Here is a 15955-nt window from a genome sequence, read left to right as displayed (position 1 = left end):
TAATTGGGTTTCTAGTAGCTATTTTTTTAACAATGGCTGTCGCAATCGCCTGGATATTTGACCACAATGTCTTTGCCAAGCCGGATTGGCAAAAATAGGATATTCAGCCTCAAATCTACCCTTTTTAAGATACTCTTCCACAGTTATTCTACGTGCATTATAAAAGTCTAATTTAAACTTTTGTGAAACTAAATCATTCTTTTTTCGAATTTTCTTTAACCAGTGCTTATTGGAATATATTCTCGATTTTTGAGTCATTTCCGGTCGAAATATAAATAATTTGTAAAATTTTGTTCTTGGAAAAACTTTCACTTGATAAATTAATTTATTAAAAGGACCGATGAATTCAATATTATAAAAAAGTTTCATTACTCCTTGTCGTGAATCTAAAGTTAACAGATAAAATCGCCAAATTTTATTGTAAGTAATAAATTTTAAATGTTCACGTCCTAACTTAGCCTTCAAATAGTGACCACCCAAAATCCAAATATTCTTTATGCCTACAGTACGATATCCGTTGACCCTTTTAGTTAGAATATCAACATTAATCTGTGCACACTGATACTCAACTGCAAAATTTCCATTAACTAGAATATCTGGTCGTTGTTTAATTTTTGACAAATAAACTTCACTCTTCAAGGATTGCAAATTCAATTTGCTCAATTCATTCATCAATATCTTTTTACCTTTTCGATGAATCAGTCGTTCATTTATTTCATTGTTACATTTATTCTTGTGTCGAAAGTAAATCCGTGATTGTGTAGTGATCAATTTAACTTTTTGTTTACAATAACAACAATAATAGCTATCCTCTTTCTTTGCTTTTAGCGCATCAACTAGTAGGCCGGACTCATTTAAAGCAGCGTACACTTCTATCACCTCTAATTAAAATTACGCAAAAAAAAGCCAACTCTGATTGAGTTGGTTTTATTTATCAAAATAATATCTAGTAAGTTCCAACGCTGTTTTGGACATAATTTCCTTACCATACTCTGATAAGACAGCCGCTGTGACTTTTGTTTTAAAGCTATACTCGCTAAGTAAAGCTAAAACATCACTATAAGTCATTTCATGCATCTCATCTGTGAATAGAATCAATTGCAAGTAATATTTATTGTCATATTCCCAAAGATTTGAAATTCCACTTTCTAAGTGTAATAAATCAGCCAATTGGACATAGTCCTCAAAGTCTTTAAATTCAACAATAATCGTCTTCGTAGGTGTATCCGGGTCATTCAAATATGGTGCTGTATCACTATCATATTCCTCAGTACCCATCTTTGCCTCGTTAGTATCATCATTATTATTAACGACTGAACCTTGTAGCCCATTTAATGGCAATGAATCCGTATCTTCAGAATCATCACTCTTACTAATCAACAACTCCAAACCTGCTTTGTTTGGCATTATTTGGAAAGTAACTGGTTCGTTATTCGTAAAGACATGATCCTTATCAACCTCATCCAAAATACTGTAAAAGAACGATTCGATTTGTTTTTTGTTACCTAACAAATCTAAAACAGTTACACCACGTTCTTGTAAATCTTCCGTACTAAGAATGACTCTGATTGTATTCTCATTAAGTCGATCCATCTCCATCATAGTCACCTCAATTCTGTATCTACATTCTAACAGTCTTATAAACTATTTCAACTATCATATACCGATAATTCGAGTCATTCAAATAATATACTAAAACTCGAAAAACTAGTCAAAAGTAACGACTTATAAACTGTTAATCATAGTCCAATTTAAAGTGGTTGAGTAACTATCACTCTTAACAAAACCTTGATTGCTCATATCTAACAAAATGCCATTTTCATCATCCCAATTAATGGAACTAATACCATCGGGAATTTCTTTTTCATAAACCGTGATTGGAGTATCTGATAGAATTTGCTGATCCTTTCCTTCTTCATGATAAACTAAGGCATTCTCCAAAGTATTTCGACCATCTGACGTGATTAAAGGTTCAGATAAAGAAACCATGATTTTTGAAACAACTTTATCGGATGGATAATTGTTGTTATTAATCGTTATAGCAAAATTTTTATCTTTTCGATGAAAGATCTGCGGTGCATTATTGATCGTACCAAAATCAATATCTGGTACTTGCATTTTGATATTAATCATTGGATGTTGCTGCCAAACATAAGTAGTAACTGGATTACCTATGTTGGAAAATTGATCAACAATTTCTTGTGCTGAAAAGAGATTTCCCACTGGTTGATGATCAGAACCTCCACTTGCGTAATCAACCTCTTGCCATTTATCACTAATTGCACTATAAGATTCAGAAGTTGATGAATCATTAATTTCTTTACCTACAACCGGACTTGGAAATTGAACTCCAGTCGTATTTGGCTGCCCTTGAAGATTTTTCATAACTGATTTAGAACCAAGCGTAATCTTCCACAGATTACTTTCTGCGCCAAAGAAATAATTCATATCAGTTGCATTAGTGGTATCCAATCCTGAGAGATCGACTGTTTCTAGACCAGAGGTACTATTCAACATTGCATAAAAATTTTTCACATTAGGAGTATTCCATTTAGAGAAATCTAATTTTTTCAAAGAAGATGCATTCCAAAACATCCCATACATTGTTGTCGCACTAGTAACATTCCAGTTTTCAATGGGCAAACTCTCCAACGCACTAGAACCATAAAAGGTCGAATAAAAGCTCTTAACTTTAGACACATCCCAATTGACCAACGGTATCGTCTTAGCCTTAGTATTTCTTGAAAATGTCGAATTTAAATCAGTCAGGGACGAAGTATTCCAATCCTTCAAGAAATCAAAATTCGATATCGATGTTCCTAGGAACATACGGTTCATGTTCTCAACTTTTGAGGTATCCCAATCAACAATATTTAAACCATCAAAGTCAGTAATAGCCGAGCCACTGAATAATGATGTCATATCAACCACCGAACTAGTGTCAAACGTACCAATTATCTTTTGCAATTTAGTAGTTCCCATAAATACGCTGCTTAAGTCTTTCACATTGGAAGTATCATACTGTGATAAATCAATCGTTTTGAATCCTGTTCCTGAAAACATAGAACCCATATACAAAGTTTTATCAGTAACTAAAGTTTCATATCCTTTCAACGTATCTTCGTTGAGTAATTTATCATTGTTAAACATACTCTTCACATTGTTTAACTTCGGAGTACTCCAATTGGACAAATCTAATTCTGCCAAATTAGAACAATTGCCGAACATTGAGTACATTGAAGTGACATTTGAGACATTCCAATCATTTACCACCGAAAGATCACTATCGGTTACCCCTGCAAACATTGAAGACATATTTTCTACACCCGAAGTATCCCATGCTTTAATTCCTTTAACTTGTGAAACGTTACTATCACCATTAAACATTGAGGACATGTCTGTAACCTTACCTATATTCCATTTGCTTAAATCCAACTCATTAAACTTACTTCCATCAAACAAGCCTGACATATCCGTAACCTTAGAAACATCCCAATCCTTGATATCATCAGGATTATTTTTAATGAAATTTACGTTCTGAAATGTTGACCTCATAGAAGTTATATTGGATGTATCCAAACCTTTTAATCCAATTATTTCACCAGGAACCCCCAGAAAAAGAAGATTTAAACTGTCAGCTTTAGAAGTATCGAACCCCGATATATTAAGATACTCTAACGAACGACAATTCATAAACATACTAGAAAAGCTATTTACTTGACTAGTATCAAAGTTCGACAAATCCAAGCTTTTTAAAGAATTATTATCGTAAAACATACTACTGAGCCAATTAACTTTGGGTGTTCTCCAAGTTTCAAGACCAATTATTTCTGTTAATTTTTTATCACCACTAAACATGTATCCCAATGTCCTAGCTGCTGATACATCTAAATTGGTTACATCAATTGTCGTAACATTTTCTAAATCTGAAAAAACTCCATTATTACCATTTGATGTAACAAAGTCACTATTTACTTTTACCCCCTCTTCTACATAAACACTTTTTATTGAACTAGCATAATTCTTCCAATTGCCCACACCATAAGCTAATTGCCCCGAATGAACCGTTAATTTTCCTGTACTGTCAATGTCCCAATTAGCCGTACCATTGACGCCACTATATGTAATTGTTGCTGCTGTGGGTATCAAGTCATCAGTTTGTGCAAGAATTTCATTGTTCATTAAATTAGCAGCATTTTGATTTAACAATTGCTGTAGATCATTTTCCGTAGCTGCCTGTACATCCTTTGTTTCAAAAACAGTTATACACAGGGTTTCCAAAAATAATATTGCCAATAATATGACAAAAAAATTCTTATTTAAGATGAATTTTCTGAATATATGCATAATGTCCACCTTGAAATCGTTTTCTTAAGATGAATTATACCAAACGTCATGAATATACTTTTTCAATTAATATAAATATATTTGTTCTATTGTGAATATATTCTTTAAAAGATTGTTCAAAATATCCTTATTAAATTTGAGACAAAAAAAAGAGCACTTCCATTAGGAAATGCTCTGTTCATATTTTATAATCCAGCCATTAATTGAGCCCTTTGAAGTTCCATAGTTCTAACACTTCTAGGCAAGAACCTTCTGATTTCATCCTCATTGAAGCCAACTTGAAGACGTTTATCATCCATAATAATAGGACGCTTTAACAAACCAGGGTTTGTTTGAACTAAATCCAACAATTGATCAATTGTTAAATCGTCCAAATTAACCTTAAGGTTTTGGAATGCCTTTGAACGTGTAGAAATAATTTCTTCTGTACCATTCTCAGTCATTTGTAAAACTTGTTTAATTTCTTGCTTATTTAAAGGTTCTGAGTAAATGTTTCTTTCTTTGTAAGGAATGTCATGATCCTCGAGCCAAGCCTTGGCTTTACGACATGATGTGCAACTTGGAGATGTATAAATGGTTACCATATATAATCTCTCCTTTCCTGTGTAGTATCAAACTCTTTAAACACAATAATATTGTAACCCATTGCATTAATAAAATCTATAGTTTTTCAATAAAAAGTTACGAATATTTGTTCGAAATTTGTTTAATTGTGAAAACATGTACCCAATAAATAGCCGTTTATGTATTTTTTTCACAAATATCATAAACTAGAATTAATTTATTGCATTAGTTATTATTTATAGTACTTTCATTGAAAATAGAATCCTATCGCTCTGCGATTAAACTTCGATTTCTAAACCTTGGAAGGCATTCACGACCGGAATTTCTCCTGCATATTTTTGTGATTGACTTAACATTGTTTCAACATCAACTGTTTGAGGTAAATGACTGATCATAAGACGCTTAACATTAGCATCCTTAGCTAAAGTTCCAGCTTCCCTTGTATTCAAGTGCCATTTACGACCTGTTACGTCATCCGGAAAATTAGTATCAGCAATTAATAAATCTGCATCTTTACTAAAGTCAACTAAACCGTCAAAATATGTGGTGTCAGCTGTATAAACGATTACCTTACCTTTACTATCGGTAATTCTCATCGCATAAGCTGGAACTGGATGAACTGTTCTGAGAAATTCGAACTTTAACGTTCCAATCTCAGCTGGTTCATAGTCGTTATAGGCGATTCCTTTAGTTGCATTTGGTTCTGTCAGTTGAGCAAAGTTGACAAAATCTTGTGTATGACCATAAATAGGTAGTGGATTTTCTTTCTTAGCAGCGAGCCAATTGTACTGCAGAACACCCACATCTGCTGTATGATCATGGTGATAATGGGATAAAACAACAGCATCTAAATCTGTTGGTTGCATGTAGTTAGATAGTGAATTTAGAACACCACTACCACAATCAATCAACAAATTTTTACCGTCGTTTTGCAATAAGTATCCAGAAGTACCAATTCCTTTATAAGGATACCCTCCGTAAAAACCTAATACTGTAACTAACATAGAAACCTCCAAAAAATTTAAATTGAAAGGATTTCAATAATTATGAACATAACATTAAAGCTAGGCACATATAATTTTTTAAAGAGTCAGCAAACTTCTGCTGATACTTTATTAAAACCCTTATTTAGTCTGAACGCAGACCATCTTTTAATAAAAAAGTTGTCCACTTTTGCACAATACCGCAGTATCAATGGAGAATATCAAGAATTTAATAGGTTATATTCCTTGACATATCTGAAATTCAATCCCGATCAAGCCAAGTTATTTGAGAATAAATTATTCAGTCTCCATGAATACTCCTTTAATTCTACCGCAACAGCTGTCTTTCAAAAAAGAGATAGTCCAAGAGAATATTTAATTCTTAAAACTTTTACACAAACTCATCAAATAAAGCAATGGAACAAAAACTTACAACTAGAAGTTCAATCACAAATTCAGGGTACTAATGAGGAAGACTTTGGTTTCTTCACTAAGAGTTACTCAATCGTCACAGACTAAATTTGTGTTTAATGCCATGCCAAGAAACTTTGAAACTCACTAAACCAAAGAGACCATATAAAACGACATAACCAGCATAGATCAAAATAATATTTTTTGAGATGTGCCGTCCAGTATTCGACATCGCAATCGCAACAATTGATTGTGCCAGAGCAAAAATCAACGGTATCAGGAAAGTTAACGTATTTTCACGACGAACAATACGCTTGACCTCACTTTCTTCGACACCGATTTTTTGTAATGTCCGCAATTGTCGTGATTGATAATCATCCCTCAATAAGATTCTCAACGTCAAAACACTTCCTAAGGCAATCAACAAGGCAATACTGAACAAAGATACGATAAAGAGATAGAATCCACCAGCTTGGGTAAAATTCTTCTTAATGCTCCCTTGCCTTAAGAATCCAGCTTGAGTATAGATTGATTCTCCTCTATCAGGAGCTTTTTTCAATACTTCAATGGTCGATTGATCCAAGGTCTTTTTAAAATCAACTTTCATATAATAAGCATCACGAAAATTATCGAGTTTTTCCAATTGTTTCGTGCTCAAACGATCTCCACGTTTAAAATCCCAACCGTAAAAAGTATCTTCAACTTCTGCCGGCATCTTTTGATAATACTTGTCAGGCACAACCATCATCGGTCCAAAATGCATCGAACTACCATATGGAAACGAGCTTCCTGTTTTAACCGTAGCAATGACAGGCGAATTTTTGACTTGAATATCATGTTCTTTAAAGTGACGATTTTCAAAAATTGATCCGTTATAATCAATCTTCAGGAATTCACGCGAATTAATTTTACTGTTCCATTTTCGCATCCTTTTGGGTAAAGACATATAATCGCTATATGACATGAAAGTCATTGGTTGACGAATATAGTCTTGATTGTCCTTTTTATAGTAAGATACCAAATTAACTTTTACATTTGTCTGATACTCACCTTTAATGTGGGCCTTACTATTTTTCAGTTCCTGCTTAATCACACCGACAGTACTTTTATCAGCAGCCAATTCAAAAGGATAGATGCTATTATAATTACGATGTACTGCTTGATATCCAAAATAGCAAAAAGTCAGTAGCATCAAAGCCAGGGCCGATAATTCAGTTACAAACCATAAGATAGAAATATTTTGAAACAATCTCTCCTTCAAGTATTTAAAAGAGAACATATTGATTCCTGAATAAGAAACTGAATGAATTCGCTGTAAAGTATTCAAAATAGTCGGCAAGAATCCAAAATAAACTAAATATGTTCCAAAAATATCAGCCAGCATAACAAAAAATATCTCGACACCTGGTTTGGACGAGTAACTGATCGTATGCATATCGTAGAATAACGATACCGTACAGATCTGGGCGCTAAACAATAACAATAAGCCAAAGAGTCCTGCTGGAATTCTTAACCACCAACGAGTCTTTATTTCACGTTTAACTGTCTTTCGATGTAAAATCAAAAAAGTCTTAATAGCGTTAATCACACTCAAAGCCAATGTCGAAAAGAAAAATATCTTGGTTAAAAGGAAAACATCATTCCAACTGATATGCATTATGAAATTAAATCGTAAGCGCATCAGATAAAATAGTGCCATTCCCATAAACTTTTGAAAAATTAAAGTTGTGGTCAGACCAATAATCCAGGCAAAAGCCTGCACAATCGTTGTTTGAATAAAACTAATTGCCACGATGACCCAGCGTTGCATCCCTAATTTCTCAAAAGTTCGAAACTCATTACGTTGCTGTTTAATGAAAAAGCCACCAACATAAACCATATAAATAAAGGCGCAAAAAGCAAAAATCCCACTCATTATGACAGTTATATCTGAAATAAATGAATTCCACGACCGCAGTGAAACTCGAACCGAAGGATTATCACCCAAAGAAATCAGAATTCCAAAAACGCCTATGGCAAAAGCACAAGCCAGAATGTATATTAAATAGCTATCACGCATATTATATAAACTACGCTTAATTATCTTGTGATACATTGAAATAGCTTCCCCCTCCAATCGTCCGTTGCATATTGATGATCTGTTCGAAGAACTTATCTCGATTACCAGGATTAACAACTTCAGAAAAAACTACTCCATCTTTAATAAAAATCACACGACTACAATAACTAGCTGTAAAGGCATCATGTGTTGCCATTAAAATGGTCGTTTTTTCACGTTGATTAACTAATTGCATATAATTCAACAAAATCGTAGCTGACTTTGAATCAAGACTTCCTGTTGGTTCATCTGCAAACAAAATCTCCGGACTATTGATCAAAGCTCTGGCAGCTGCTACAATTTGACGCTGTCCTAAAGACAATTCATCAATATTACGTTTGCTCAGTTTTTCAATATTAAGTAAATTCATCATATAATTGAAACGCTCTTCAATTAATCTCTTATTTGACCGATTTAAGGCTAGTGGTAAAATAACATTTTCCTTCACATTCAAAGAGTCCAGCAATTCGAAGCTTTGATAGATGAACCCCATCTTGTTACGACGATACTTAGTCTGATCACGATCATGCAATTGTGTCAGATCTTGACCATCAACAATTATTTGACCATGATCAGGACGTTCATTGGTAGATATCATATTTAAAAGTGTTGTCTTGCCGGCACCTGAAGGACCCATGATTCCTAAAAACTCACCATGTTCAACTTTTAAACTGATATCCTTAATAGCGTGAACAGCACTTCTTTTCTTTCCAAAATCTTTTGAAATATTCTTTACAATTATTTGCAACGTAATTTCTCCATAATTAAATAATTATTGTTATCATATTATATACACAGTGTCTTCATTCTAGCACGGAGGGAATTTTAATATGGCTAAAATTATGATTATCGAAGATGACCAATCCATCTCCAAGTTAATCAGTGAGAACCTTGCCAAATGGCAAATCAATTCTTATATTACGAAGGATTTCAATAATATCATTGATCAATTTAACGAATACAAACCCGATCTGGTTCTTTTAGATATCAATCTACCCGTTTATGATGGTTACTACTGGAATCAAGAAATTAGAAAAATTTCTAAAATTCCCATTATAATCATCTCATCTCGCAATTCCAATATGGATCAAATTATGGCCATGAACATGGGTGCTGATGATTTTGTAGAAAAACCCTTTTCAGTTGATATCTTAGTGGCTAAAATCAATGCTTTATTACGTAGAACTTACGATTTCACCAAGAATACTAGCGATGTGATCGAACACAACGGTTTGAAATTGAATCTTTCAAGCGGTTCAGTTGAAATTGATGATAATAAAATTGATCTCTCCAAAAATGAATACAAATTACTTCAACGTCTCTTAAAAGATCAGGGCAAAATTGTTACCCGTGAACAATTGCTCAATTTCATGTGGGATGATGAGCGTTTTGTTGACGATAATACTCTAACCGTTAACATCAATCGCCTTCGTAGCAAGATCGAGAAGTATGGTCTCAAAAATTATATTGTAACTAAAGTTGGTCAAGGATACATTATTCCTTAACGAGGTAAATCATGTCATTTTTCAAATATTTAAAAGATCATATTTATTCAATTTTAATTGTACTGATTGGTGTTACTTTTGTAGAGATAGTTCTCTTTCTCGACCCTAACGTCAATTTCTATCCTGGTACACTAATCTATACATGGATTTTAGCTATGGTTTTTCTAGTGGTAAATTTATCAATTTCTTACAATCACAAGAAATTTTGGTACAAACAATTAGAAAGTTATCAAAACGACTTATCCAAAGAACTGGTTGGTGCTAACAATAATGAGCAAAAATATATTCAGGAAAAAATTAATAACATTTCTTTAGAATACCGTAATGAATTGACCAAACTTTATCAAAATCAAAAGGATCAACGGGAGTATACAGAATCTTGGGTTCATGATATTAAAGTTCCTTTAGCAGCCTTGAAGCTTTCACAAGATGATGAGTTAGACAAAAACTTAGTTGATGAAGAAATTGATCAAATTGATTACTTAGTTGATCAGGCGCTCTACTTTGCCCGTCTGAATAACTTTTCCAATGACTATTTGATTCAAGAACAGAATCTCAACAATATTGTTAAGGCTTCTATCAGAACCAACAAACGTCTCTTTATTAACAAACGTACTGGCATCAGTTTAGACATTACTGATAAGAAAATTTTAACTGACGAAAAATGGTTGAGTTTTATTCTCAATCAAATTATTTCAAATAGTTTGAAATACACTGATCGTGGTGGCAAAATTTCTATTTTCACAACAAATAAAAATAATAATGTCGAATTGCATATCAAAGATAATGGTATTGGTATCGCCAATCAGGATGTTAGTCGAATTTATAACAAAGGCTTCACCGGTAGCAATGGCCGTCAATCAGGTAGTAAATCTACTGGTATGGGCTTGTATTTAGTTAAAAAGATGATTGACAAACTTGGTCATGCGATTGAAGTCAAATCCCAAGTAGGTCAAGGAACTGAATTTATCATCACCTTTCTTGATTTACCTTATTATAAGTAAAAGAACAGCCTCCATTAAGTATTCAAGATATATTCTTTACTTGAATCCCTTAATAGAGGCGTTTTTATTTTACTAGATTAAATTGATTAGTCTGGAGTAATAACCTATCCTCAGCCCTAAAAGTCTTAACATTATCAACTAAATATTTATTCAGAGTCAGGCATCTTCAGTGTCCGGCTCTTTTTGTATCCTCGAAAGCACATAGCTTCATATCTCAGAAGAGTTTCCAGATAATATTTCATAACTAATACGAATCCCATTATAGAAATTCTTAATTGTCATATTCTCGTCAATATCGTGGTTACGTTCATCAGCATTGGCGTAAGGAATCGTAAAAACAGGAACCTTTAAAAAGTTCTTCCAAACATAATTTGGAACTGATCCTGGCATTACTGGTTCTATATAAGCTTTACCAGTAGCCCTTTTAATTGCTTGATAGAGCCATTCAATCTGTTCAGACGTAGCCGACGTTTTTTCTGGCGGCAATTCACCTAATATACTAACTTGCAATTGTCCACTAGCAATTTCTGGTTGATATACTTTCAAAAGATTCTCTTTAATGACAGAGATATCCTGCCGATCAACAAGGCGACAATCAACCTTTAATGAAGCTTCATGGGGAATACTTGTCTTTACCCCTTTCTGTAAATATCCGCCTTTAATCCCAAAGATATTAAAGGTAGGCTCAAACATTAATTTATGATAATAAGTAAATTTGTCCATTGCCAACTGATTAATTCCAGCCTGTGCAATAATTTCATCTTTATTAAAAGGTAATTTTGCTATCCATTCTTTTTCTCCTGCTGTTGGTTCCAAAATTCCGTCATAAAAATGAGGTATTTTTACTTGGCCAGTTTTAACATCATAGATTCTAATCAAAAAATTGAATAATTGAGTTACTGGATTGGTCATAATATTACCAAAACTGCCTGAATGGTTATCGTGTTGTCCCGTCTTCGAAATTAATTCAAAAGCAAAAACACCACGATTACCTAAACGTAAAACATTGGTTCCATCAGGATTAGCTGATCCATCCACAACAATGGCTGCATCAACTGTTTTCAATTTTGTCTGAGCCAATTCTTTAACGGCTGCTGCTAAATCTGGGCTGCCTTGCTCCTCTTCACCTTCAATAAAGAAAGTCACATTAAAAGGTAAAGTTTGATGTAGTTCTAAATAAGAATAAACACCCAATATTTGAGCCAACAGTTGTCCCTTATTGTCACCGACTCCTCGGCCATAAAAGCGTCCTTCTCTTTTAGATAATGTAAAGGGATCACTTTGCCATTTAGAAATATCACCAGCAGCCATAACGTCGTAATGTCCGTACAATAAAACATTCCTTTTAGTGGTACCTGTAAGCTTTGCTATGATAATGGGATGCCCTTTGGTAGGAATCACTTCAATATCGGCATGTAATAGTTTTTTTAACAAATTGGTCAAAAATTTTACAACATCTTCAATTCCCTCACCGGTGACACTAAGACTTCTAATTGTAATTAACTTTTTTAAAAGAACTTCAAAATTTTTAGAATGATCCTCAATAAATTGATCTCTTCGATTCAAAATTATCACTCCTCAAAAAATAGGTAGTAAATCCACAAATGTGGACTTACTACCTATCTTAATACAGAATTAATCACTCTGCTTTTTTATCTAACAATACCGACTCATTGCTTTTTTCAAATCATCTAGCGTAATATCTTGAGATCCATTCTTGGATTCTTGTAACGCTTGTTCATATAGCTCATCATCAATATCGTCTTCTATTTTTTCAATCACTACTGTACGAAGAAAAGATGAAATACTCATATCTTTCGATTTAGCATAATTGCGAATCACCTTTTCATCAAAATCATCTAATTGGAAAGAGATAGTTGCCATCTTTCATCACCACCTGTCCCATATCAAACATAGTGTATCCTCATGAATAGTTTTTTTCAATAGTTAAGCTATTCACAATTCATTATTATATAATTTTTATTTTATAAAATGAATATCCAATATGGATAGTTAATGACACATTATCTAGCAATTTCTCTAAATTACATTTTTAAAGTTAATGCATTAATAGCGACAACAACAGTGGAAAGTGACATCACGATTGCTCCAACAGCTGGACTTAAAACAAATCCAACTCCTGCTAAAATTCCGGCAGCTAGTGGGATTGCGACGATATTATAACCGGCTCCCCACCAGAGATTCTCGACTGTCTTTTGATAAGTATGATGGGACAATTTTAAGAATTTGATAATATCAAATGGATCACTGTTATACAGAATCACATCTGCTGAATCAATGGCGACATCCGTACCTGCTCCGATAGCAACACCAATTGTTGCAGCAGCAAGGCTAGGAGCATCATTGATACCATCCCCAACCATCATGACGTGATGACCAGACAATTCAAGTTCTTTAATAACTTTGTTCTTATCCTCTGGCAACAATTCGGCTCTGAATTCGTCGATACCCATTTGTTTAGCCATAATTGCTGCAGCATCTTTGTTATCACCAGTTAGCATAATAGGTGTAATATTTCTGGCTTTTAACTCTTTAATAAATTCAATCGTGTTCTTCTTAATCCGATCACCTAAAGCTACAAAACCAAGAACTTTTTTATCTGCTACTAAGTAACTAATGGTATTTCCCTTATCTAAATACGTTTGAACTAATTTGTTATCAACTGGAATATTCTCATTTTTTAGATACTTCATATTGACTAAATAATATTTGTGTCCCTCTAAACTTCCACTCATACCATAGCCTTTAATTGCTTGAACATTATCAAAATTGGCTATTTCAGTTTTCTTATCTTTAGCATATTGCACAATACTATTAGCTATAGGATGACTAGATCCGCTCTCAATACCAGCAATAACTGATAATAATTTACCATCATCAACTGTGGAATCAATGCTCTTCAAACCGTTAACAGTGAACTTACCTTCAGTTAAAGTTCCAGTCTTATCCATTGCGATGTAATCGATTTTACGGCTATTTTCCATAGCTTGATTATCGCGAATAATTAAACCATTAGTTGCAGCAATTGATGTACTACGTGACATAACCAAAGGAATAGCTAATCCTAAAGCATGCGGACAAGCAATCACCAAAACAGCGACTAATCTGTTTAAAGCTGTATTCATATCACCAAAAATTAACCAGTAAACAAAAGCAATAATTCCTACTGACAAAGCAGCATAGAATAGCCAGCTTGATACTTTGTCGGCCAACATTTGTGTCTTAGAACGATTATTCTGTGCATCAGATACAAGTTTACTGATCTGCGATAGGTAACCCTCATTGGCAGCTTTATCAACTTTCACACGTATTGTACCCTCACCATTGATAGAACCACCAACAACTTTACTACCAATTTCTTTTTTTACAGCCTTAGATTCACCAGTAATTAATGACTCATTAATATAACTAGACCCACTAACAATATGGCCATCTAATGGTACTGATTCACCGGCACGAATCTCAACGATATCTCCATCTTTGACCATGGAAATATCATGATCCATCGTTTCTCCATCATGTACCATATGAACTTGATCTGGAACCAGTGAGGCAATTTTCTGTAAAGCATTACCTGCACTCATGGTAGACTTCATTTCGATCCAATGACCCAAGAGCATGATCACAATCAAGGATGATAATTCCCAGAAGAAATCCATTATGTGTTGTGATGAATGAATCAAATCGTTCATGACAAATGCATATAAACTGTAAATATAAGCAACACTAATACCCATAGTAATCAAAGTCATCATAGCTGGTTGCTTAGATTGTAGTTCTCCTTTGGCACCAGTGATAAAAGGCTTTCCACCATAGAAATACAAAATTGTAGCTAAAACTAATACAATCCAATCAGATCCAGGAAACTGAACTTGGAAAGGCAAATTCAAACCCATAAATGGAGATAGTACAAATACTGGTATTGCCAAAACAAGCGAAATCCAAAATTTCTTCCTCAAGTCCCCCATATCCATCATATGACCACCGTGCATCATCATGTGGCTATCCGACATGTCCATTCCAGACATATCCATTTCTGAATGATCGTTATCATTCATTTTCATTCCATTCATATCTTTCATGATAAATTTGCCTCCAAACAATTACATTCAACTTCCTCTGGAGCTGTCTTAGCTTTAGCATTCAAAGCTTCAACAATACTAGAAATATCACTTTGAGAGATCTCAGAGTTTTGCACTAAATCCTTAATTGCTTGCCCCTTTCGCATACAACAAAGATTATCAAATAAGTTGTTCACACTCTGATGAATTGCTAAATCCTCATCTATCAGTGGCTTGTACACATAAGGACGTTTGGTTTCTTCAGCCTTTAAAAAGTTTTTCTTTTGCAACCGAATGATTAACGTTTTAATCGTGGCAGATTTCCAATCAGTCTTTCGCTCAAGAATATCAATAACCTCTTTACTGGTTGCCTGACCCAAAGTCCAAATGATCCTCATTACTTGCCATTCAGCTTTACTCATCGTTTCGATTTCTGTCATATTGTCACTTCCCTTTTAGGTTTACATCTGTAGTCTTCTCAACAATTTAAAGTTTACATCTGTAAACAAAATATGTAAAGTATTATGCTTCTAAAATTGTCAAAGAGTGAAATAAGAATTGGTTTAACTAAGTATTGGAATTAGTTGACCTTGCGTAGTTCGTTTCAACTATTAAACATAGAAAATAGTATTTAATATAAAAAGGACCAGCACACTAACCATCAAAGATGATTAACATACTAACCCTTCAAATGAAAGAATATATCTTACTTGCATAATCTAAAATTGAACTCTCAAATCAGTTGGTCCAACGGATGACCACTTGTAACCTTCAGATCGAGATAACATTAATAATTGATTTAAGCGATCTGAATTAATTTGATCAAGTTTTGACTTATTGGACATGTTGGCCAAAATAATTCCATTGACCGTTTTAGCAGCAATTACCTGAGGTGGCATCTTTTTTTCATTAAGATACTTTCCTGCCGTCATTAGAACCTTGATAACTTCTGGATCAAAAT

At 33.8% G+C, this 15955-nt stretch carries 14 protein-coding genes; 3 read left to right on the top strand and 11 right to left on the bottom strand.

All coding sequences use genetic code 11. The features are described 5' to 3' along the window. Nucleotides 1–18: 18 nt before the first annotated feature. The 5 genes from ACI6PB_RS03485 to ACI6PB_RS03465 form a co-directional block, all read right to left on the bottom strand. Nucleotides 19–870: a competence protein CoiA family protein gene (locus tag ACI6PB_RS03485; protein WP_309511152.1), complete on the bottom strand. Its 852-nt coding sequence runs from the start codon at nucleotides 868–870 to the stop codon at nucleotides 19–21. A gap of 57 nt (nucleotides 871–927) precedes the next feature. Continuing rightward, complete coding sequence (locus tag ACI6PB_RS03480; RefSeq protein WP_025084620.1) at nucleotides 928–1599, bottom strand: adaptor protein MecA; 672 nt, start codon at nucleotides 1597–1599, stop codon at nucleotides 928–930. Nucleotides 1600–1725: 126 nt separating this feature from the next. Continuing rightward, a complete protein-coding gene (locus tag ACI6PB_RS03475) occupies nucleotides 1726–4347 on the bottom strand; it encodes a BspA family leucine-rich repeat surface protein (protein WP_309511153.1) in 2622 nt (873 codons plus the stop codon). Between the two features lie 185 nt (nucleotides 4348–4532). Beyond that, nucleotides 4533–4931 (bottom strand): transcriptional regulator SpxA, encoded by a 399-nt coding sequence (spxA, locus tag ACI6PB_RS03470; protein WP_404327770.1) that lies wholly within the window; start codon nucleotides 4929–4931, stop codon nucleotides 4533–4535. A gap of 258 nt (nucleotides 4932–5189) precedes the next feature. Continuing rightward, nucleotides 5190–5915, bottom strand: coding sequence for an MBL fold metallo-hydrolase (locus tag ACI6PB_RS03465; RefSeq protein WP_309511155.1), 726 nt, complete (start codon nucleotides 5913–5915; stop codon nucleotides 5190–5192). Nucleotides 5916–6140: 225 nt separating this feature from the next. Here ACI6PB_RS03465 and ACI6PB_RS03460 point away from each other — a divergent pair, with 225 nt between their 5' ends. After that, nucleotides 6141–6413, top strand: a complete 273-nt coding sequence (locus ACI6PB_RS03460) for a hypothetical protein (protein WP_148299147.1) — start codon at nucleotides 6141–6143, stop codon at nucleotides 6411–6413. Here the strand turns inward: ACI6PB_RS03460 and ACI6PB_RS03455 are convergent. Further along, entirely contained in the window at nucleotides 6403–8400 is a 1998-nt protein-coding gene (locus ACI6PB_RS03455; RefSeq protein ID WP_025084624.1) for an ABC transporter permease, read from the bottom strand. The two genes, ACI6PB_RS03460 and ACI6PB_RS03455, sit on opposite strands and share 11 nt — an antisense overlap. Next, on the bottom strand, nucleotides 8381–9151 hold the full coding sequence (locus tag ACI6PB_RS03450; RefSeq protein ID WP_081784483.1) for an ABC transporter ATP-binding protein: 771 nt from the start codon (nucleotides 9149–9151) through the stop codon (nucleotides 8381–8383). Before ACI6PB_RS03450 ends, ACI6PB_RS03455 begins: the two co-directional genes overlap by 20 nt. An 82-nt stretch (nucleotides 9152–9233) precedes the next feature. Between ACI6PB_RS03450 and ACI6PB_RS03445 the strand changes: the two genes are divergently transcribed. Further along, the gene (locus ACI6PB_RS03445) at nucleotides 9234–9908 is read left to right on the top strand and encodes a response regulator transcription factor (RefSeq protein WP_025084626.1); all 675 of its coding nucleotides are present in this window, start codon (nucleotides 9234–9236) and stop codon (nucleotides 9906–9908) included. Between the two features lie 11 nt (nucleotides 9909–9919). Further along, entirely contained in the window at nucleotides 9920–10912 is a 993-nt protein-coding gene (locus tag ACI6PB_RS03440; protein ID WP_404327769.1) for a sensor histidine kinase, read from the top strand. A 207-nt stretch (nucleotides 10913–11119) separates the two neighbouring features. Here ACI6PB_RS03440 and ACI6PB_RS03435 read toward each other — a convergent pair whose 3' ends face one another. From ACI6PB_RS03435 to ACI6PB_RS03420, 4 genes are all read right to left on the bottom strand, one after another. Further along, nucleotides 11120–12478 carry a M20/M25/M40 family metallo-hydrolase gene (locus ACI6PB_RS03435; RefSeq protein ID WP_404279688.1) on the bottom strand — a complete coding sequence of 453 codons (1359 nt, stop codon included), beginning with the start codon at nucleotides 12476–12478 and terminating at the stop codon, nucleotides 11120–11122. Between the two features lie 90 nt (nucleotides 12479–12568). Further along, nucleotides 12569–12796, bottom strand: a complete 228-nt coding sequence (gene relB, locus ACI6PB_RS03430; protein ID WP_025086415.1) for a type II toxin-antitoxin system RelB family antitoxin — start codon at nucleotides 12794–12796, stop codon at nucleotides 12569–12571. A 161-nt stretch (nucleotides 12797–12957) separates the two neighbouring features. After that, nucleotides 12958–15015 (bottom strand): heavy metal translocating P-type ATPase, encoded by a 2058-nt coding sequence (locus tag ACI6PB_RS03425; protein WP_309511159.1) that lies wholly within the window; start codon nucleotides 15013–15015, stop codon nucleotides 12958–12960. Then, on the bottom strand, nucleotides 15012–15434 hold the full coding sequence (locus ACI6PB_RS03420) for a CopY/TcrY family copper transport repressor (RefSeq protein WP_025086072.1): 423 nt from the start codon (nucleotides 15432–15434) through the stop codon (nucleotides 15012–15014). Before ACI6PB_RS03420 ends, ACI6PB_RS03425 begins: the two co-directional genes overlap by 4 nt. Nucleotides 15435–15955 lie beyond the last annotated feature (521 nt).

This window comes from Companilactobacillus paralimentarius (assembly GCF_963227125.1).
GTDB lineage: Bacteria > Bacillota > Bacilli > Lactobacillales > Lactobacillaceae > Companilactobacillus > Companilactobacillus paralimentarius.
This window is presented reverse-complemented; position numbering and strand designations above follow the sequence as displayed.